This is a genomic window from Methylobacterium sp. CM6246 (assembly GCF_054818005.1).
The window spans coordinates 1058921-1076856 of the sequence record NZ_JBTXKY010000001.1 but is presented as its reverse complement, the minus strand read 5'-3'; the positions used below and the strand labels follow the sequence as shown (position 1 = coordinate 1076856).

General features: G+C 71.1%; 15 protein-coding genes. 4 read left to right on the top strand and 11 right to left on the bottom strand.

The window, feature by feature from the left end; translation table 11 throughout:
* Positions 1 to 268: 268 nt before the first annotated feature.
* Together ACYQPG_RS05485 and ACYQPG_RS05480 are read left to right on the top strand one after the other, a co-directional pair.
* On the top strand, positions 269 to 637 hold the full coding sequence (locus tag ACYQPG_RS05485) for a NepR family anti-sigma factor (RefSeq protein WP_246692143.1): 369 nt from the start codon (positions 269 to 271) through the stop codon (positions 635 to 637).
* On the top strand, positions 634 to 1230 hold the full coding sequence (locus tag ACYQPG_RS05480) for a sigma-70 family RNA polymerase sigma factor (RefSeq protein ID WP_147909697.1): 597 nt from the start codon (positions 634 to 636) through the stop codon (positions 1228 to 1230). The genes ACYQPG_RS05485 and ACYQPG_RS05480 overlap by 4 nt, the downstream gene beginning before the upstream one ends.
* A 6-nt stretch (positions 1231 to 1236) precedes the next feature.
* On the opposite strand, the gene ACYQPG_RS05475 is transcribed toward ACYQPG_RS05480, so the two are convergent.
* From ACYQPG_RS05475 to chpT, 8 genes are all read right to left on the bottom strand, one after another.
* Positions 1237 to 1767 carry an isochorismatase family protein gene (locus ACYQPG_RS05475; RefSeq protein WP_147909698.1) on the bottom strand — a complete coding sequence of 177 codons (531 nt, stop codon included), beginning with the start codon at positions 1765 to 1767 and terminating at the stop codon, positions 1237 to 1239.
* A gap of 6 nt (positions 1768 to 1773) precedes the next feature.
* On the bottom strand, positions 1774 to 2790 hold the full coding sequence (locus ACYQPG_RS05470; RefSeq protein WP_147909705.1) for an asparaginase: 1017 nt from the start codon (positions 2788 to 2790) through the stop codon (positions 1774 to 1776).
* Positions 2791 to 3019: 229 nt separating this feature from the next.
* Complete coding sequence (locus tag ACYQPG_RS05465; RefSeq protein WP_147939673.1) at positions 3020 to 3886, bottom strand: CheR family methyltransferase; 867 nt, start codon at positions 3884 to 3886, stop codon at positions 3020 to 3022.
* Entirely contained in the window at positions 3883 to 5079 is a 1197-nt protein-coding gene (gene cheB / locus ACYQPG_RS05460) for a chemotaxis-specific protein-glutamate methyltransferase CheB (RefSeq protein ID WP_419828888.1), read from the bottom strand. Before cheB ends, ACYQPG_RS05465 begins: the two co-directional genes overlap by 4 nt.
* Before the next feature lie 45 nt (positions 5080 to 5124).
* Complete coding sequence (locus tag ACYQPG_RS05455) at positions 5125 to 5517, bottom strand: response regulator (RefSeq protein ID WP_147909951.1); 393 nt, start codon at positions 5515 to 5517, stop codon at positions 5125 to 5127.
* A gap of 10 nt (positions 5518 to 5527) precedes the next feature.
* Entirely contained in the window at positions 5528 to 6019 is a 492-nt protein-coding gene (locus tag ACYQPG_RS05450; RefSeq protein WP_147909950.1) for a chemotaxis protein CheW, read from the bottom strand.
* 45 nt (positions 6020 to 6064) lie between these two features.
* Positions 6065 to 8812 carry a hybrid sensor histidine kinase/response regulator gene (locus ACYQPG_RS05445; RefSeq protein WP_461230455.1) on the bottom strand — a complete coding sequence of 916 codons (2748 nt, stop codon included), beginning with the start codon at positions 8810 to 8812 and terminating at the stop codon, positions 6065 to 6067.
* Positions 8813 to 8915: 103 nt separating this feature from the next.
* Positions 8916 to 9626, bottom strand: a complete 711-nt coding sequence (gene chpT / locus ACYQPG_RS05440; RefSeq protein WP_147909948.1) for a histidine phosphotransferase ChpT — start codon at positions 9624 to 9626, stop codon at positions 8916 to 8918.
* Between the two features lie 542 nt (positions 9627 to 10168).
* Between chpT and ACYQPG_RS05435 the strand changes: the two genes are divergently transcribed.
* Positions 10169 to 13105, top strand: a complete 2937-nt coding sequence (locus tag ACYQPG_RS05435) for a bifunctional [glutamine synthetase] adenylyltransferase/[glutamine synthetase]-adenylyl-L-tyrosine phosphorylase (protein WP_461230454.1) — start codon at positions 10169 to 10171, stop codon at positions 13103 to 13105.
* 23 nt (positions 13106 to 13128) lie between these two features.
* Here ACYQPG_RS05435 and ACYQPG_RS05430 read toward each other — a convergent pair whose 3' ends face one another.
* The gene (locus ACYQPG_RS05430; RefSeq protein WP_461230453.1) at positions 13129 to 14790 is read right to left on the bottom strand and encodes a methyl-accepting chemotaxis protein; all 1662 of its coding nucleotides are present in this window, start codon (positions 14788 to 14790) and stop codon (positions 13129 to 13131) included.
* A 239-nt stretch (positions 14791 to 15029) separates the two neighbouring features.
* Entirely contained in the window at positions 15030 to 15977 is a 948-nt protein-coding gene (locus ACYQPG_RS05425; RefSeq protein ID WP_461230452.1) for a cytochrome-c peroxidase, read from the bottom strand.
* Positions 15978 to 16392: 415 nt separating this feature from the next.
* On the opposite strand from ACYQPG_RS05425, the gene ACYQPG_RS05420 reads away from it, so the two are divergent.
* Positions 16393 to 17274 carry a 3'(2'),5'-bisphosphate nucleotidase CysQ family protein gene (locus tag ACYQPG_RS05420; RefSeq protein ID WP_147939679.1) on the top strand — a complete coding sequence of 294 codons (882 nt, stop codon included), beginning with the start codon at positions 16393 to 16395 and terminating at the stop codon, positions 17272 to 17274.
* Here ACYQPG_RS05420 and ACYQPG_RS05415 read toward each other — a convergent pair.
* Positions 17255 to 17857: a YHS domain-containing (seleno)protein gene (locus tag ACYQPG_RS05415; RefSeq protein ID WP_246693292.1), complete on the bottom strand. Its 603-nt coding sequence runs from the start codon at positions 17855 to 17857 to the stop codon at positions 17255 to 17257. The genes ACYQPG_RS05420 and ACYQPG_RS05415 overlap by 20 nt on opposite strands.
* Between the last annotated feature and the right edge of the window lie 79 nt (positions 17858 to 17936).

The following is a 17936-nucleotide window of genomic DNA, read 5'->3' as shown; positions in this document are numbered from 1 at the left end:
GCTTGCGCACACCGAACGTCAGCGCGGTCGCGCACCCTCGACGCTTTCGCCCACGAGGTCCCGAACGTCGCCAGGATGCTCAGCCGCCGTTCAGCCTCAGTGGACGACCTTGGCTTATGGCCAAGCTATAAATAGTATTTCTGAATTGTAACTGGAATATTTGCTAATCAATCACCGTCTAGCTCATAAATTCCGACATTAAGATTTGATGAATACGAAGTTCAGAACCGATTAAATCCGCCGCGCCTACCAGCGCCGTCGGAAGGCGATGGAGCGCGTCTTCGCCGGATCCGGTCGACAGACCGGGGCGGCGGGGGTGCCGCCCCCCCGGGGCCGCATCGCCGAGGATCGGGGCGTGATCATGATCCAGGGCAAGGACGAGCGGGTGGTGACGCGCCTCGCCGGGGAGGCGGAGGGCGCCGGGCTGACGCCCGCGAACGATGCTGCGCCCCCGCCCGACGGCGCGGCCGCACGCCCCATGCCCGGACGACGGCCGATGAGCGAGGCGGATCGCGACCGGATCGGACGCGGCCTGCGCCTGCACTACGCCGACGTCCTGGCCCTGCCGATCCCGGAGCGGCTCCGGACGCTGATCGACGACCTCGCCGCATGCTCCGACACGGAGGCCCTGCAATGATGATGATGACCCAAGCCGCTCCCGCCGGCAGCAATTCCGGGCCGCCATCCCAGGGGGTCGATCCCGAGATGCGCGGCCTCCTGCTGGGGGCGATCCCGGCCCTGCGGGCCTTCGCGTTCTCGCTGACCTACGACATCGACCGGTCCGACGACCTCGTGCAGGACACGCTGGTGCGCGCCTGGGTCAATGCCGGAAGCTTCCGGCGGGGGACCAACCTCACGGCCTGGCTGTTCACGATCCTGCGCAACCTGTTCTACTCGGAGCAGCGCAAGCGCAAGCGCGAGGTCGAGGATGCCGACGGCGTGCTGGCGGGGAAGCTGACCTCCCTGCCCGAGCAGGAGATCCGGGTGGAGATGGCCCAGTTCCAGAGCGCCCTGAACCGCCTGCCCTACGCCCAGCGCGAGGCCCTGGTCCTGGTGGGCGCCCAGAGCTTCACCTACGAGGAGGCGGCCGCGATCTGCGGCGTCGCCGTCGGGACGATCAAGAGCCGGGTCAGCCGCGCCCGCATGCGGCTGATCGAAGTGCTGGGCCTCGAGGGCCTGGACGATATCGGTACCGACGCCCGCACCCGTGCGGCTCTGGACGGCGGCTGAGCCCGCTCACTTGATCAGCTTGACGGCCTCGCGGAAGCGCGGGTGCCGGGCGGTGCCGAGCCATTCGAACACCACCATCTCGGTGGTGACGATCTCGGCTCCGTGGGCCGCCATCCGGGCGAGGCCGGCCGCACGGTTCTCGGGCCGGCGCGAGCCGACCGCGTCGGCGACCACGCAGACGCGCCGGCCGGCCTCCAGGAGGCCGAGGACCGTCTGCAGCACGCAGATATGCGCCTCGCAGCCGGTCACGACGAGGTCGCGGTCCCCGATCCGGTCAAGGAAGCCCGGCGCCTGCGCGGCGCCGAAGCTCATCTTGGCGAAGGCCGCCCCGGGTTCCGGGGCGAAATCCGGCACGGTCGGCCCGAGGCCGCCGGCATTCTGTTCGGTGAACAGGGACGGCACGTCGAGCATCCCGGCCGCAGCCAGGAGGCGGCCCGTGTTGGCGATCACCCCGGCGCCGTCCGCGATGGCCGGCATCAGCCGGACCTGGATGTCGATGACCAGGAGGCGCGTCCGGGCGGGATCGATCAGGGGCATCGGTTCTCAATAGGTCGCGAAGAGGCGCGCGACCGCGTCGGGCTCGGAGGTCGCGGTCAGCGCCAGGGCGAGCAGGATCCGGGCCTTCTGCGGCGTCAGGTTGTCGGCGCTGAGGATGCCGCGGGTGCGCAGCCGCGTGGTCAGTGGCACCACCCCGCTGCCGGCCCGGGTCGACATCACCACCGGGATGCCCGCTGCGGCGGCCTCCTCCAGGGCGTCGGCCTCGGCCGGCGGCATCATCCCCGGGGCGAGCCCGGCCGCGACCAGGCCGCGCGCCCCTGCTTGCCGGAACGCCCGCACCGCGGTGCCGTCGGCGTCGGCGTAGCCGTAGCACACGTCGACCCGCGGCAGCGCGGCCAGCGCCCGGATGTCGAAGGGCGTGCCCGGCGCGTGCGCCCGCTCGGAGCGGCGGTAGTAGCGGACATGATCGCCGTCGACCTGGCCGAGCACGCCGAAATCCGGGGTGCGGAAGGTCTGCAGCCGAGCCACCGAGGTCTTGGTGACCTCGCGAGCCGCCTGGATCTCGTCGTTCAGCACCACCAGTACGCCGCGCCCCCGGGAGGCGGGGCTGGCGGCGGTGCGGACCGCCGCCACGAGGTTGAGCTTGGCATCGGTGGACAGCGCGCTCATCGGCCGCTGCGAGCCGACCAGCACCACCGGCAGGTCGATCGTGAGCGTGAGGCTCAGCGCGTAGGCGGTCTCCTCCAGGGTGGCGGTGCCGTGCCCGATGACGATGCCGGCGAGGTCCGGATGCTCCCCGGCGGTCCGCTCGCACAGCAGGACGAGGTCGCGCCACTCGGCGAACCCGATCGCCGGGCTCGGAACCGCCCGGAACGGCACCGGGACCACCGTGGCGACCGTGGCCAGTTCCGGGACCGCATCCAGGATCGCGCCGGCTTCCAGGCGCCGGTCGGTGGCGGTGTAGTCGAGGATGTCGAGGGCGTCGCGTCCCAGCGACGAGATCGTCCCGCCCGTGCCGATGAACGCGACCTTGGGCAATCCCGCCCCGTGTCCTGCCGCCATTCCTGCCGCCATGCCGTGTCTCCTGGCCGCCGGGCCGTCCGCCGATCCCGGGCTGCTGCGCAGGCCCTTGATGCCGCCTCGCTACGCCGGGGTCGACCCCGTCCGGGCGCAGGCGGGCGATGCGCCCGGCGGCGGGGCGCCCGTCAGGACGCCGGCACCGGGCATGGCACCGGGGCCGGCCGCGACGATCCCGACGCGCAGAACGGGGCCCGGACCGGCCGCCGGGCCGTCAGACGCCGGCGGCCACGCGCAGGGGCGGTACCATCTCGGGGGTGCGGCCCACCGGTTCGGAATGGCCGTAGAGGCCGCGCTGCTTCGGGTTGGGACTGAGCCGGTCGGTCAGGCCGATCACGGTCTCGGCCGCCCCGAGCAGCAGGGCGCCCCCCGGTGCAAGCTGGGCCGCGAGCCGGGCAAGGACATCCGACTTGGTCGGTGCATCGAAGTAGATCAGCACATTGCGGCAGTAGATCACGTCGAACTGGCCGAGCGACGCGAAGCTGTGCAGCAGGTTGAGCTGGCGGTAATCCACCATGGAGCGCAGGCTCTGGGCGATCTGCCACTGCTCGCCGATCTGGGTGAAGTACTTGATTAGCCACTGCACCGGCAGGCCACGCTGAACCTCGAAGTGGCTGTAAAGGCCGAGCTTGGCCTTCTCGATCACCTCGGTGGACAGGTCGGTGGCGACGATCTCCACCTGCCATCCGGCGAGCCGGGGCGCTGCCTCCTGCAGCAGCATGGCCAGGGAATAGGGCTCCTGGCCGGTCGAGGCCGCGGCGCACCAGATCCGCAGCCGGCGCCGGCTGGCGTTGCGTGCCAGGGCCTCGGGCAGGATCGTGTCGCGGAACAGGTCGAACGGGATGCGGTCGCGGAAGAAGAAGGTCTCGTTCGTGGTCATCGCCTCGACCACGGCGCGCTCGGTCGCCCCATCCTGCCCGAGCTTCAGCGCGCCGATGAGATCGCCGAGGGTCGCGAGCCCGAAACGCCGGCAGACCGGGGTCAGGCGGCTCTCGACCAGGTAGCGCTTCTCCGCGGTCAGCGCGAGGCCGGAGCGCTGTTTGAGGAAGCTGCGCAGGTATTCGAACTCGAGTTCGGTCATGACAGCTGCCCCGTGATCAGGGCGCGCAGCGCCGTCGCGAGTTCGGGGAGCGGCAGCACGGCCTCGGCGAGGCCGGCTCGGGCGACGCTGCCGGGCATGCCCCAGACGGTGCTGGTCGCCTCGTCCTGGGCCAGGACCGGGCCGCCCGCCTCGGTGAGCGCGCGCGCCCCGTTGGTACCGTCCGAGCCCATCCCGGTGAGGATCACCGTCGCGGTGGCGGCGCCGAACACCACGGCCGCATCCTTGAACAGCACGTCCACCGCCGGACGGCAGAAATTCACCGGCGGCCCGTCGGTGAGCCGGATCGTGGGACCGCCGGGTCCCGCCACGAGCCCCATGTGGCGCCCGCCCGGTGCCACGTAGATCCGGCCCGCCTCTAAGCGCTCGTCGGCCTTGCCCTCGGCCGCGCGCAGCCCCGTGCGGGTGGAGAGGTGCTCGGCGAAGACGGCCGTGAAGATCGGGGGCATGTGCTGCACGATCAGCACCGGCACGCGCCGCAGGGCGGCGGCGCCGATCCCCTCCAGCATCTCGCCAACCGCCCGCGGTCCGCCGGTGGAGGAGCCGATCAGCAGGGCGCGGGGCTGGGTGCGGTTGCGGACCTTCGGCCGGAGGGTGAACGGGGTGGCCGGGCGCGGCACCGGGGCGGCGGCGGGCGCCAGCGCGGGCGCGGCCTGGGCGGGGGTCGGAGCGGCACCCGGGGCGCCCATGGGACGCCGGGCCCTGGCCCGAGCAGCGCCGAACACCCGCACGCGCTCGATCAGCTCCACCCGGAACGTCTCCGAGGTGGTGACGCCGCGGTTGCTCTCGGGCTTGGCGATGTAGTCGACGGCGCCGAGGGCGAGGCATTTCAGCGAGATGTCGGCGTTGCGCGTGGTCAGCGTCGACATCATCACGACTTGGAGGTTCGGGCTCATCGCCAGCATGCGCGGCAGCGCCGTCGTGCCGTCGAGCTCCGGCATCTCGATATCGAGCAGCACGACGTCCGGGTCGTGCTTGGCCATCATCTCCAGGGCGATGCGGCCGTTCGAGGCGGTCCCGGCGAGTTCGAACCCCGCTTCGGCGATCCAGCGGGCGACGAGCCCGCGCACGACGGCCGAATCGTCGGCGATCAGCACCCGGATCGGAGCCGCCGTGGATGTCGTGGATTGCGCAGGCGGACTGCGAAGCGGGACGACCGCGGGGCTCAGGGCCATGATGTTTGCCTCGGGTACTGGGTCGCGGTTGGGGGCGGCGCCGATTCAGGCCGCGTCTGCGACGAGACCGACCTGTTCGAGCTTGGCCGCCAGGATGTCGCGGTCGAAGGGCTTCATGATGTACTCGTCTGCCCCGGCGCGGAGTGCCCGGGCGATCGCCCCGACATCGTTCTCGGTGGTGCAGAACAGGACCTTCGGGACCGTCCCCCCCTCGCTCTGGCGCAGGGCCTGGAGGAAGGTGTAGCCGTCCATGTTCGGCATGTTCCAATCGAGCAGGATCGCGTCCGGCATGCTGGCCGCGCAGACTTCGAGTGCGGCGCTGCCGTCCTCGGCCTCGCTCACATTGATGCCGAGGGCCTCGATGATCCGCCGCGCGACCTTCCGGATCACCGCGGAATCGTCGACCACCAGGCAGGTCGTCTCGTGTGGCGCTTTCATAGCCCCTCCTTCACGCCGCCTTCGCGCCGGCAGCGCTGAAGCCGAGGAGCGCGTCCACGTCGAGGATCACCAGGAGGCGGCCGTCGAGGCGGTGGACGCAGGTGGCGAGGTTGCGCCAGCGCGGATCCAGGTTGATCGGCACCGCCTCGCGGCTGTCGCTGCCGAGCTTCAGCACCTCGCCGACGCCGTCGACCACGAGCGCGAAGGTCTCGCCGCCCTGCTCCAGGCCGATCGCCATCTTGGGATTGGCCTTCTCGTCCTGCACCACGGCATCGGGCAGGCCCAGGCGTCGGCGCAGGCACACGGCCGTGACCACGCGGCCGCGCAGGTTCAGCAGGCCGACGATCTCGGACGGCGCCAGCGGCACCGGCGTCACGCCGGAGGGGACGAACACGTCGTGGACGCGCTCGATCGCCAGGCCGAACAGGGTGTCGCCCACGAAGACGGTGACATAGTCGTCGGTGGGGCCGGTCTCGGCGCCGTTGGCATTGGCAGCCTGCATCAGAACTCTCCGGGTTCGATCGTCGTATGGCGGGCGGTGCCGGGATCAGGCGGCTTGAGAGACATCCGTGGCGCTGATCTCGGCCAGGGCCGCGATCAATCCGCTGCGGTCGAACTTGGCCACCAGGTCGCTGATCGCCAGCGCCCGGGCCCGCTCCACCGCCTCGGCGCCCACCGACCCGGTGAGGCCGATCACCGGCAAGCCGGCGAGGCGCGGCTCGGAAGCCCGCATGGCGGCGACGAGGTCGAAGCCGCTGCGGCCCGGCATCTCGAGGTCGGTGACCACGATCTCGATCCGGGTCTCCGACTGGAGGAGTGCCAACGCGGCCTCGGCGCTCGCCGCGGTGATGACCTGATAGCCCGCGGCCTTCAGCACCGGGCTCAGCATGTCGCGGAAGAAGGCCGAGTCGTCGACCAGCAGGAGCGTCGAGACCTGCTCCGACTTCTTCGGGCCGCGCGCCCAGTCGTCGTAGGCGAGCGGCAGGAAGTGGGCGATGTTGATGATGTCGGTGGCGCGGCCACGCAGCACCGCCGAGCCGATCAGGTCCGAGCGGTCGGCCGCGATCTCGATGTCGAGGCGCTCCTCGACGATGTCGACGATCTCGTCGACCACGAGGCCCATGGCGCGCTCCCCGTCGGAGAACACCACCAGCGCCTGGGTGCCTTCGGAGCGGATCGTGATCGCCGAGTCGGCCGGGACCAGCGGCATCAGCCGGCCGCGGTACTGGATCAGCGGACGGCCGCCCAGCCACTCGACCTTGTCGCACTCGATCTCTTCGAGGCGGGTCACCAGGGAGAGCGGCACCGCCTTGAAGCTGCCCTGGCCGCCCTTGAACACCAGGAGCGTGGTCTTGGAGTCGATGCCGTCGGACATCTCCGCCTCGGCGTCGGGATCGGCATGGCTGTTGCTGCCCTGGACGCCCTGGGCGACCTGCCGGGCCACGCCGTTGGGATCGACGATCAGCACCACGGCGCCGTCGCCGAGGATCGTGTTGCCGGCAAACATCGGAATGTGCCGCAGCTTGGCCGACATCGGCTTCACGACGATCTCCTCCGTGTGGAAGACCTCGTCGACCAGAATGCCGAAGCGCTCGCGCCCGACCTGGGCCACCACCACGAAGCCCGCCTGCGTCGCCTCCTCGCTCGTGTCGGCCGATTGTCCGAGCAGGCCGGTGAGCGACACGATCGGCAGCAGCCGCTCGCGCAGGCGCAGCACCGGCGAACCGTTGATGCGCTCGACCCGCTGCGCCCCGGCATCGACCCGCACCAGTTCGAGCACGGCCACCTGCGGCAGCGCGAAGCGATGCTCGCCGGCGCGCACGATCAGGGCGGCCACGATGGCCAGGGTCAGCGGGATCTTGATGGTGAAGGTGGTGCCGCGGCCCGCCGTGGTGGCGATGTCGATGATGCCGCCGATGGTCTCGATGTTGGTCTTGACCACGTCCATCCCGACGCCGCGGCCCGACACCGAGGTCACAGCCGCCGCGGTCGAGAACCCGGCGTCGAAGATGAACTTGGCGACCTGCGCGTCGGTCATCCGCTCGACATCGGCCTGGGCCGCCAGTCCGCGCTCCACCGCCTTCCTGCGGATCGCCGCGAGGTCGAGGCCCTTGCCGTCGTCGGCGATCTCGATCGTGATCGTGCCGCCCTCGTGGTAGGCGGCGAGGCGGATCGTGCCGCGCGCCGGCTTGCCCGCCGCGATGCGCCCGGCGGTCGACTCGAGGCCGTGATCGGCCGAGTTGCGGACCATGTGGGTCAGCGGGTCCTTGATCACCTCGAGGACCTGCCGGTCCAGCTCGGTCTCCGCGCCGACCATCACGAGGTCGATCTGCTTGCCCAGTTCGGCCGAGAGGTCACGCACGACCCGCGGCAGCTTCTGCCAGGCACTGCCGATCGGCTGCATGCGCGTCTTCATGACGCCTTCCTGCAGCTCGGCGGTGACGTGGGACAGGCGCTGGAGCGGAACCTTGTAGCTCGAATCCTCGTGCCGGCGGGCGATCTCGAGGAGCTGGTTGCGGGTCAGCACCAGCTCCGAGACCATGGTCATCAGGTGCTCGAGCGTGTCCACATTCACGCGGATCGTCTGGATCTTCCCGGCCGCCGTCGTCTCGGTGGCCACCACGGCCTCGGCGTCACCCGCCGGCTCTGCCCTGCCCGACTCGGGCTCGGACGACTCGGGCTTGGCCGCGGCGGGCTTGGGCGCAGTGGCCTTGGCGACCGCGGGCTTGGCGGCCTCGACCTTCGGCGCCTCGACGGGAGCCGGGGCCGGCGCGGCGAAGTCGGCCTCGCTCGGGCCCGGGGCTGCCAGGAAGGCCGCCTCCAACTCGTCCAGGGTCACCTCGCCCAGCTTCGGCTCGCGGGAGACCGGATCCGGCAGCACCGGCTCGGGCGCGGGGGCCGGTGCCGCCTGGGGCTCGGGCTCGGCCGAGGCCAGGCGCTCCAGCTCGGAAATCAGGTCGTCGTCGGAGCCCGCCGGCTCGGTGCCGGTGGCTTCCAGGTCGGCTAGGATCGCCTTCAGCCGGTCCAGGGTCGAGAGAATCACCGTGACCGATTCGGAGGTGGCGGGCAGGCCGTCCCGGAAGCGGCCCATCAAGGTCTCGGCGGCGTGCGCCAAGGCCTCGAGGCGCGGAAGGCCGAGGAACCCGCAGGTTCCTTTGATCGTGTGAACGAGTCGGAAGATATTCCGAAGTATCGTCTGGTTATTCGGATCCTGCTCGAATCGAACCAATTCAGCATCGACCGTGTCGAGGTGCTCCCCGCTCTCGGTCAGGAACTCACGAAGCAGGTCGTCCATCGGCGATACTCGTTACACGAAGAGGCTCTCGCGTAACGTACTTACTCGCGCGGGGTTAGGGAAGCGTTTCAATCCCCTCCCCACCCCGTGGTTTTCCAGTTTTTTAGGCGAGCGCGGTGCCGGAATCTTCGTCACCGGCCTCCGCGGGCGCAGCGATCACTGTCGGCGAGGCCGTGATCGTCACTTCATCACCTTCGATGGCGAATCGCACATCCATGGCGGCGGCCTGCGCCACGAGGCCGGCGTAGAACGGCAGGATGGCGTGGGCGTCGACGGTGCCGCTCTCCGGGCTGCCGGCCATCAGCTCCTCGACATGGGGCGGGATGCGGGCATGCGAGCCCTTGGCGGTGAGCACGAGGGTCGGCGCCTCGCCGTCGCCGGAGACGGTGACGTCGATCAGGCCGCCCCGCGGGATCGCCGAGGTGGCGATCATCACGAGGTTCAGGAGCAGCTTGACCTTGTTCTTGGGGAACAGGGCCTGCGGCGCGCTCCAGGCCAGCTTGGTCTTCTCGTCGCTGAACATGCCCTTGGCCACGCTCTCGGCGTCGGCGAGGTCGATCGAGGCGCCGGCGGAGCCGGCCGCCCCGAAGGCGATCCGGGCGAATTTCAGCCGGGCCGAGGCCTGCCGTGCGCTCTTGCCGATCAGTTCGAGGGCGAAGACCCGCATCGATTCGTCATCGTCGTCCTCCAGCACTTCCAGCCCGTTCACGATCGCGCCGACGGGGCTGATCACGTCGTGGCAGACGCGGGAGCAGAGCAGGGCGGCGAGGTCGAGGCCGTCGAGAGTCAGGCGGGGTGCGTTCGGGGAGGACATGCTGCGCTCCGGGCGGGCGGATCTGGGGGCGAATCATCTGCGGGTCGGCCCGTCGCGTCGGAGCCGCCGATCCTTGGCCGCCCGGTTGGCGGTCGAGTCCCCGCGAAACACGCCGCGCGGCCCGGCGGCCGGGCCGGGGGCGATGGACCGGTCCGCACGGATAAACGCCACGGTCGCCTTTGAAAAGCGTTACCGGGCGGTTCGGCAGGCAGCTCCATGGGTAGCTTGGCGGGCAGCTTGGAAAGCCCCGTGCCGGCCGCGCCCGGATCGGTTAGGATGCCGGCCATCGTGCCGAGGGCGACGCGGATCGTGCGCCGTCCCGGAAGCCAGACGCGATCGGGTGCAGCGCGCGACTGGTGCAACGCGCTCGCTGACGCCGAACCGGTCTCCGCTTCGGCGGCCAGCGCTTTAGGGAGGATCGGCGTGAGACGCGAGACCACCGGTCGAAGCGGAAGCTCCATCGCCCAGGCGCGCGCCGGCATTCCCACAGAGCCGATCCGGGTGGACGCGCCCGGACGGCCGCGCTGACGACGGCCCGGCCGATGCAGCCCGAACCGACCCTGCGCGACAGCCTGCGCCCCAGCCTTCGGCCCGCCGATCCCGAGACCGCCCGCGCGCGGCTCGCCGAGATCGAGCCGGCCCTCCCGGAGGGTTTCCTCACCCCGACCTGCCGCACCCTGCTGCTCGGGCTCGCCGACCATTCGCCGTTCCTGTGGCAGGCCGTCACCCGCGCGCCGGAGCGGCTCGTCGCCCTGATGGCGCAGCCGCCGGGCGCCGCCAGCCGGGCGATCATCGAGCGGCAGCGCGCGGTCGGCGGGGCCTGCGGGGCCAACCCCGACCTCGCGGAGGTGGCCCGCCAGCTCCGCAGGAACCGCGAGGCGCACGCCCTCCTGGTGGCGCTGGCCGATCTCGGGGGCTGCTGGGACCTCGACACGGTCGTCCGGGCCCTGTCCGACTTCGCCGACGCGTCGGTGAGCGCGGCCACCGACGCGCTGCTCCGGCAGGGGATGGCAGCCACCCGGTTCCGGCCGCAGGACCCGGGGGCGCCGCAGGTCGGCTCCGGGCTGGTGATCCTGGCGCTCGGCAAGCATGGCGGGGCCGAGCTGAACTATTCCAGCGACATCGACCTCGTCGTCTTCTACGAGGCCGAGCCCGCCGCGGCCGCCACCGGCGGCGACCCCAAGGCGTTCTTCGTCAAGCTGGCGCAGGGCCTCGTGAAGCTCCTGTCCGAGCGCACCGCCGACGGATACGTCCACCGGATCGACTACCGGCTGCGCCCGGACCCGGGCTCGACGGCGGTGGCGCTCTCCACCGGCTTCGCCTTCGACTACTACCAGACGCTGGGCCAGAACTGGGAGCGCGCCGCCTTCATCAAGGCCCGGCCGATCGCCGGAGACATCCCGGCCGGCGCGGCGTTCCTGGCCGACCTCGCGCCGTTCATCTGGCGCCGGCACTTCGACTTCGCGGCCATCGCCGAGATCCACGCGATGAAGCGGCAGATCCACCTGGTCCGCGGGCACGACACGATCACGGTGGCGGGCCACGACATCAAAATCGGCCGCGGCGGCATCCGGGAGATCGAGTTCTTCGTCCAGACCCAGCAGCTCGTGTTCGGCGGCCGCAAGCCCGCCCTGCGGGGGCGCCGGACCGTCGAGATGCTGTCCCGCCTCGTTGAGGAGGGCTGGATCGACGCGCGAGCCCGGGACGAGCTCACGGAGGCCTACGGGTTCCTGCGCACCCTCGAGCACCGGATCCAGATGATCCGCGACGAGCAGACCCAGCGCCTGCCGACCGGGGATGCGGCGCTCGACGCCCTGGCCCTGTTCGCGGGATTCGACACGCGGGCGGCGTTCGAGGCGGCGCTGCTGCACCAGGCCGGCCGCGTCCAGGCCCATTACGCCCTGCTGTTCGAGGCGGCGCCCGGGGATGGGGCGCCGGAGGACGCCCTGGTCTTCGGCGAGAGCGAGGCCGACCCCGCCACCCTGGAGGCCCTGGCGGCGTTCGGGTTCCGCGATCCGCGGCCGGCCTGGGAGACCGTGCAGGGCTGGCATGTGGGCCGCCGTCCGGCACTGCAGACAGGCCGGGCGCGGGAGATCCTGACGGAGTTGCTGCCGAGCCTGTTGCGGGCGCTCGGCGGCACGAACGATCCGGACGCGGCCCTGCTCACCCTCGACCGGGCCTTCGCCCGGATGCCGGCGGTGGCGGAGCTGCTCGCCATCCTGCGCTCGCACGCGCGTCTACGCCTGCTGTTCGCCGACATCCTGGGGACCTCGCCCCACCTCGCCGACACGGTCAGCCTCAGCCCCCACGTCCTCGACACCGTGCTCGATCCCGACTTCGTGGCGCCGGTGCCGGGTCCCGAGCAGGTCAGCGACCAGTACCGGGCGCTGGTCGGGCAGCCGGCGAGTCACGAGGAGCTTCTGGACCGGTGCCGGGACGCCACCCGGCAGATGGCCTTCGTCACGGGCGCGCGGCTCCTGTCCGGCCTGATCACGCCGCGCCAGGCCGGGGAGGCCTATTCGGCCATCGCGGAGGCGACGGTCACGCTGAACCTGGAGGCGGAGGAGCGCCGGTTCGCCCAGGACCACGGCGCCGTGCCGAAGGGCCGGTGCTGCGTGCTGGCGCTCGGCCGGCTCGGATCCCGGCAGCTCAGCGCGGTCTCCGACCTCGACCTCGTGTTCCTGTACGATTTCGATCCGGAGAACCGGATGAGCGACGGCCCGCGCCCGCTGGACGCGGTTGTGGCCTATAACCGCCTGGCCCAGCGGCTCTACGCGGCGCTGACCACCGCCACACGCCGCGGTCGGCTCTACGCGGTCGACCTGCGCCTGCGGCCCTACGGCAGCCACAGCCCGCCCGCCGTGCAGCTGAACGGCTTCGCGACCTATCAGCGCGAGGCGGCCGAGCCTTGGGAGCACATGGCGCTGACCCGGGCCCGGGTGGTGGCGGGCGATCCCGAACTCGGCGCGGCCGTGATGGCGACCATCGCCGAGACGATCGCGCAGCCGCGCGATCCCGCCCAGGTCTGCGCCGCGGCCGGAGAGATGCGCCGGCTCGTCGCCGAGGAGCGCGGCCATGCCGGGCCCTACGACCTCAAGCTCGCCCCCGGCGGGTTGTTCGACCTCGATTTCCTCGCCCAGTCCATCGTGCTGAGCCACCCGCCGGTCCAGTCCGACGGCCTTGGCCTCTCGGGGGAGACTGTGCTCCGGAAGGCCGGCGCGCGCGGGATCCTGCCCGCCGCCCTGACCGAGCCCCTGGCCGAGACCTACGGCTTCCTCGACGCGGTCTACCAATGGCAGCGGCTCGTGATGGCCGATCCCGGCTCCGACCCGTCCGACGGGGCCGCCCGGCAGATCGCGAAGGCAGTGGGCCTGCCGGATGCCCGCAGCCTCGCGGCGGAGCTGCATCGCCACCGGCGCCGGACCTGCGCGCTGCTCGCCCGGATCAAGCGGACGGCGATCGGCCCATCCCCGCGATAAGGCTTCGCCCGGCGCCGACGCGCTCAGGCGGCCCGGACGTTCCTGAGGAACTGATCGATCTCCGCGTGCAGCGCGCGGGACTGGACGGCCAGATCGTCGGCCGAGGTCGCCACGGCCTTCGCGGCGTGACCGGCCGCGCTCGCCGAGCGGGCGACCTCGGAGATGTCGGCGGTCACCTTGTCGGTCCCGCCCGAGGCTTCGGACATGCTGCGCACGATGTCCTGCGTGGTGACGCCCTGATCGTCGATTGCGCCGGCGATGCGCGTCGTCACGCCGCCCATCGCGTGGATCTGAGCGGTGATGTCCTGAATCGCCTCGGCGGCACTGTTGGTCGCGCACTGGATGGCGTCGATCTGACGGCCGATCTCGTCGGTGGCCTTCGCGGTCTGCCCGGCCAGCTCCTTCACTTCGGCCGCCACGATGGCGAAGCCCCGTCCGGCTTCTCCGGCGCGGGCCGCCTCGATCGTAGCGTTGAGCGCCAGGAGATTGGTCTGGCCCGCGATGGTGGAGACCAGGCCGACCACGTCGCCGATCCGGGTTGCGGCGGCGGAGAGCGCCGCCATGATCGTGTCGGTGCGGGAGGCGGCCTGCACGGCAGAGGACGACAGCCCGGCCGCATGCGCGACCTGCTGGCCGATTTCCTGCACGGTCGAGCCCAACGCATCGGCGGCGGCTGCCACGGCGGTGACGTTCCCGCCGGTCCGTTGCGCGGCGTCCGCGGCGCTGGTGGAGCGCAGCGCCGTCCCCTCCACGGCCGCCTGCATCGTGCCGGACGAGGCCTGCAGGCCGGCCACGGCTTCGGCCACGTGGGCGACGATACCCCCGACCGAGCGCTCGAACCGGTCGGCGAGGTCGTGCAGCATGGCGCGCCGCGCCTGCTCCTCGCGCAGGCGCGCGGCTTCGGTGGCCTCGAGCTGCTGTGCCGCCTCGTCCCGGGAGGTGTCGCGGATCGCCACGACGGCGCGGGCGATGGCGCCGATCTCGTCCCGGCGCTGCGCGGCCGCCAGGGCGACGCTGGTGTCACCCACCGCCAGGCGGGTCGTCTCGCTGGTCAGGCGCACCAGCGGCCGCGCCAGAGTCCCGGCGAGCCACCACGCCGTGAGCGATCCGAGAAGGACGGCGCCGCCGCTGAGCCCGAGCATCGCCCAGATCTTCCACGCCGTGGCCTCGCGGGTCGCCTGCATCTGAGCCCGGGTATCCGCGGCGGCGAGCGCCACGGCTTCGTCGAACCGGGTCCGCAGCCGTCGGCTCTGCTGGACCATGCGCTCGTGAACCGGGATCTCCCGGGCCTGCCGGATGCCGAGCAGAAGCTCGGCATCGTCACGCCACTGGCGGGCATCCGCCTCCGCGTTCCGGGCCAGGACCTGCATCGGTCCGGACAGGGCGATCTCGTTCAGGCGCCCGAGCAGGGTCGCCACCTGAGCGCTCGCCCCGGCGAACTCCGTCTGGATCGGCGCCATGTCGAGGAAATCGGTCATCGCGCTCACCCGCGCGACCAGGCTTTCGGCCCGCAGGAACTGATCCCGGGCGGCGCGACTGGTCTCGGCCGCCTCGGTGGTGCGTTCCGAGAGCCGCGAGAGGTCGCCGACCGCTCCGAGGCCGACGAAACCGGTGATTCCGGCCAGGAGTCCGGCGAGGAGCATGAAGGCAAGCAGCGGGAGCAGGATCTTGTAGCGGATGGACATGGTGACTTTCCGGTTTCCCGCTCAGAACAACATCGCGCAGTGTGACGTCCGATTTTTGAATCGCGACGATGGAGAGCGAAGATCTGGATCGATGGTCGAAACGCGATTCCAGGACGACGCATCGAGGCGGCGCTCTGGCGCAGAGTCCAACCGCAAGCGGGCGGGCTCGCCTCAAGCCTGTTTGATGCGACGCGCCCGCTGGCGCCGGACCGATATCCGCTGCGGCGGCAGCGGGCGCCCTAGTTGGGCAGGTTCGGCAGTGCGGTCCGGGTCTGCTCCGCGGTCAGGGAACGCAGGAAGGCGATCACGTCCGCACGCTCTTCCTGGCTCAGCTTGAGCGGCTTCATCAGGGGCGACTTCGAAGGCCGGTCGAGACCACCGGTCACGTAGAACGCCACGATCTCCTCGAGGTTGGCGAACTGGCCCGCATGCCCGAAGGGTGCCCGGTAGGTCAGGTTGCGCAGCCCCGGGGTCTTGAACGCGTGCTGCGCCAGCGGGTTGTCGGGCTCGACGGCCGCCCGGCCGATATCGGTCGTCGGGATGCCGAGATCGTGGAACTTGTTGTCGGTGAAGTTCCAGCCGGTATGGCAGGCGGAGCAACCGGTCTTCCCGGTGAACAGGGCGAAGCCACGCTGCGCCGCCGGCGAGATCGCGGCGTCATCGCCCTCGATCCAGCGGTCGAACGGAGCCCATTCCGCCACGACAGTCCGTTCGTAGGTGGCGATCGCCCTCAGGAGATTGTCCTGGGTGATGCCGTCTCGCGGGAACTGCGTGACGAACCAAGCCCGGTACTCCGGGATCCGCTCGAGTGTCGCGATGATCTCGGGGAACTTGCCGTCCATCTCGGCTTCGGCCGTGATCGGTCCCATCGCCTGCATCTCCAGGCTCGGAGCACGCCCATCCCAGAACAGCGTCGGGATCCAGGCCGCGTTCAGCAGGGTCGGCGCCTTGCGGGCAAGCGGCGCGTTGGCCGACCCGATCGCCCCGGGGACAGGAACCTCGAAGCCGAATGACGGATTGTGGCAGCTCGCACAGCTGAGATTCTGCTTCCCGCTCAACCGCGGGTCGAAGAACAGCATCTTGCCGAGGGTCGCGACCTGCGGCGAGAACAGCGCATCCTCCGGGAACGCAATTGCCGTCGGCCTCTTATATTGACTTTTGATTACATCCAGCTCTGCTGCATTCAAACCCGTAAATCCGATAATTTTTAGCAAAACCATCGAAATACCGAATATAATAATCGATCTCATATCGCATCCAGACCAAATCCCGTCGCCTGCCGTAACAACACCTCTGTCGGAGGCGCAAGTTTGGGGGCTGATTCTACGTGACTCTATCAGATCTCAGTTCGATTTTTCTTAAGAAGTCACGATACGGCTGCCTTTCTTCTGCGCGCCATCGCGAGACGCAGGGCGTCCCGATCGCGCCGGGAAAGACCCGCGCTCGAATCGCCGGCATCCGCGAAGGGCTGGGTGGGGCCGGGTCGGGCCGGGCTGGCCGTCGGCCGTCCCCCGATCAAGACGACGCAACGGAACCGTTTGCCGGCCCGAACCGTCGACAATCTCAACCCGCTCGGGCATGCAGGCGGGGGCGGGAGGCGACATGACGGGCGCGGCGATGTTTTCGGGGCCTGAGCGCGAGCGGATCGCCGCGGTGCTCGCCGAGATCGCCTGCGCCGCCGGTGAGGTGCTGCGGCGCTATCATCGCGGTCCCTGCCCCCACGCCCTCAAGCCCGACGGATCGCCGTCGAGCGCCGCCGACGTCGAGGCCGAGGCCTTGATCGTCGCGGCTCTGGCCGCCCGCTTCCCCGGGATAACCGTCGTCGCCGAGGAGAGCACCCCGGCATCCGAACTCGCGGTGCGGCCGTCCCAGAACTTCTTCCTGGTCGATCCTCTGGACGGCACCCGCGACTTCCTGGCCGGGACGCCGGATTACTCCGTCAACATCGCCCTGGTCGCCGGCGAGCGCCCGGTGGCGGCCGCCCTCGTCGCCCCCGGCCTCGGGCGGGCCTGGTGGGCCGGCGCGGCCACCGTCGAAGGCCCCGTGATCGACGGACGCCCCGGCGCGGGCAGTCCGGTGCAGGCCCGTCCGGCGCCGCGCAGCGGACTCGTCGCCCTGGGGAGCCGGCGGCACGGCGATCCCGAGACCGCGACGTGTCTCGCCGCCCTGCCCGTGTCGGAGACCCGCCAGACCGGATCCGCGCTCAAGTTCGGGTTGATCGCGGCCGGCGAGGCGGATGTCTACGTCCGCTGCGGGCCGACCATGGAATGGGACACGGCCGCCGGCGACCACATCCTGGCGGCGGCCGGCGGCTGCGTGGTGGTCCCCGGTGGCGGCCCGATCCGGTACGGCTGCTACCGCGAAGGCTACCGCAACGGGCCGTTCGCGGCCCTGGGCGACCCGGACCTCGCCGCCGGCCTCGCGCTGCCGGCCCCCGGGCCCGCCCGGCCGGTGCGGACGCGCCTCACCGCGGCGCATCCTTGAGCGGTTCATCCTTGAGAGGCGGGGCCTTGAGCGGCGGGTCCCGAGTCGGCATGTCCAGCTGGTCCTGCAGGCCGGGCCAAGCCGCCTCCGCCTTGCGGACCAGTTCGGGCGCAGCCAGGAACCGGTCGCGTCGGGCCGCATCCCGGAACAGGTAGAGGCGCTCGCCGATGACGGCGAAGACGAGCGGGTCGGCATCGACAAGGCGCCCATCCAGGATCCCGGCGGCGTCGAAGCCGCCGAGCCGCGGGGCGTAGACCTCCGGGTTGTCCCGGAAGGCCGTCCTGTCGGCACCGTTGGCGAAGCGCCAGACCTGGCCGCCCCACGACAGCTCGAACCGTGCGGCGCCGGCCCGCGGCCCGTCCTTGAGGAAATAGCTGACCGGGTCGAACCCTTGGAGCGCCAGCAACTCGATCGCCGCCGTGTCTCCCGGCTCTGCCGCCGTCGGCGCGCCGCCCATCAGGGCGGCGGCGAGCGCCAGGACCGGCACCAAGCCGGAGCGTGCCGCGTGGAGGCGCCGGCGCCCGGGACGCGGCGCGTGGAGCGAGGCCGGAGCGGGAGCGGCGTCAGGGCACGTTAACCACATCTTGCGGTTTTCCTCAGAAGCTGGTCCGACGTATCGATCCGCGCCGCCCCGGATCGCGGGCCCGTCCTCGAGCGGATCC

Excerpts from the sequence above, each read along its gene's own strand:
- ACYQPG_RS05430 (WP_461230453.1), bottom strand. The coding sequence starts at position 14,790 with ATGTCCATCCGCTACAAGATCCTGCTCCCGCTGCTTGCCTTCATGCTC.
- ACYQPG_RS05420 (WP_147939679.1), top strand. The coding sequence starts at position 16,393 with ATGACGGGCGCGGCGATGTTTTCGGGGCCTGAGCGCGAGCGGATCGCC.
- ACYQPG_RS05470 (WP_147909705.1), bottom strand. The coding sequence starts at position 2,790 with ATGGCGGCAGGACACGGGGCGGGATTGCCCAAGGTCGCGTTCATCGGC.
- chpT (WP_147909948.1), bottom strand. The coding sequence starts at position 9,626 with ATGTCCTCCCCGAACGCACCCCGCCTGACTCTCGACGGCCTCGACCTC.
- ACYQPG_RS05475 (WP_147909698.1), bottom strand. The coding sequence starts at position 1,767 with ATGCCCCTGATCGATCCCGCCCGGACGCGCCTCCTGGTCATCGACATC.
- ACYQPG_RS05445 (WP_461230455.1), bottom strand. The coding sequence starts at position 8,812 with ATGGACGACCTGCTTCGTGAGTTCCTGACCGAGAGCGGGGAGCACCTC.
- ACYQPG_RS05415 (WP_246693292.1), bottom strand. The coding sequence starts at position 17,857 with ATGTGGTTAACGTGCCCTGACGCCGCTCCCGCTCCGGCCTCGCTCCAC.
- ACYQPG_RS05485 (WP_246692143.1), top strand. The coding sequence starts at position 269 with ATGGAGCGCGTCTTCGCCGGATCCGGTCGACAGACCGGGGCGGCGGGG.
- ACYQPG_RS05455 (WP_147909951.1), bottom strand. The coding sequence starts at position 5,517 with ATGAAAGCGCCACACGAGACGACCTGCCTGGTGGTCGACGATTCCGCG.
- ACYQPG_RS05450 (WP_147909950.1), bottom strand. The coding sequence starts at position 6,019 with ATGCAGGCTGCCAATGCCAACGGCGCCGAGACCGGCCCCACCGACGAC.
- cheB (WP_419828888.1), bottom strand. The coding sequence starts at position 5,079 with ATGGCCCTGAGCCCCGCGGTCGTCCCGCTTCGCAGTCCGCCTGCGCAA.
- ACYQPG_RS05480 (WP_147909697.1), top strand. The coding sequence starts at position 634 with ATGATGATGATGACCCAAGCCGCTCCCGCCGGCAGCAATTCCGGGCCG.
- ACYQPG_RS05435 (WP_461230454.1), top strand. The coding sequence starts at position 10,169 with ATGCAGCCCGAACCGACCCTGCGCGACAGCCTGCGCCCCAGCCTTCGG.
- ACYQPG_RS05465 (WP_147939673.1), bottom strand. The coding sequence starts at position 3,886 with ATGACCGAACTCGAGTTCGAATACCTGCGCAGCTTCCTCAAACAGCGC.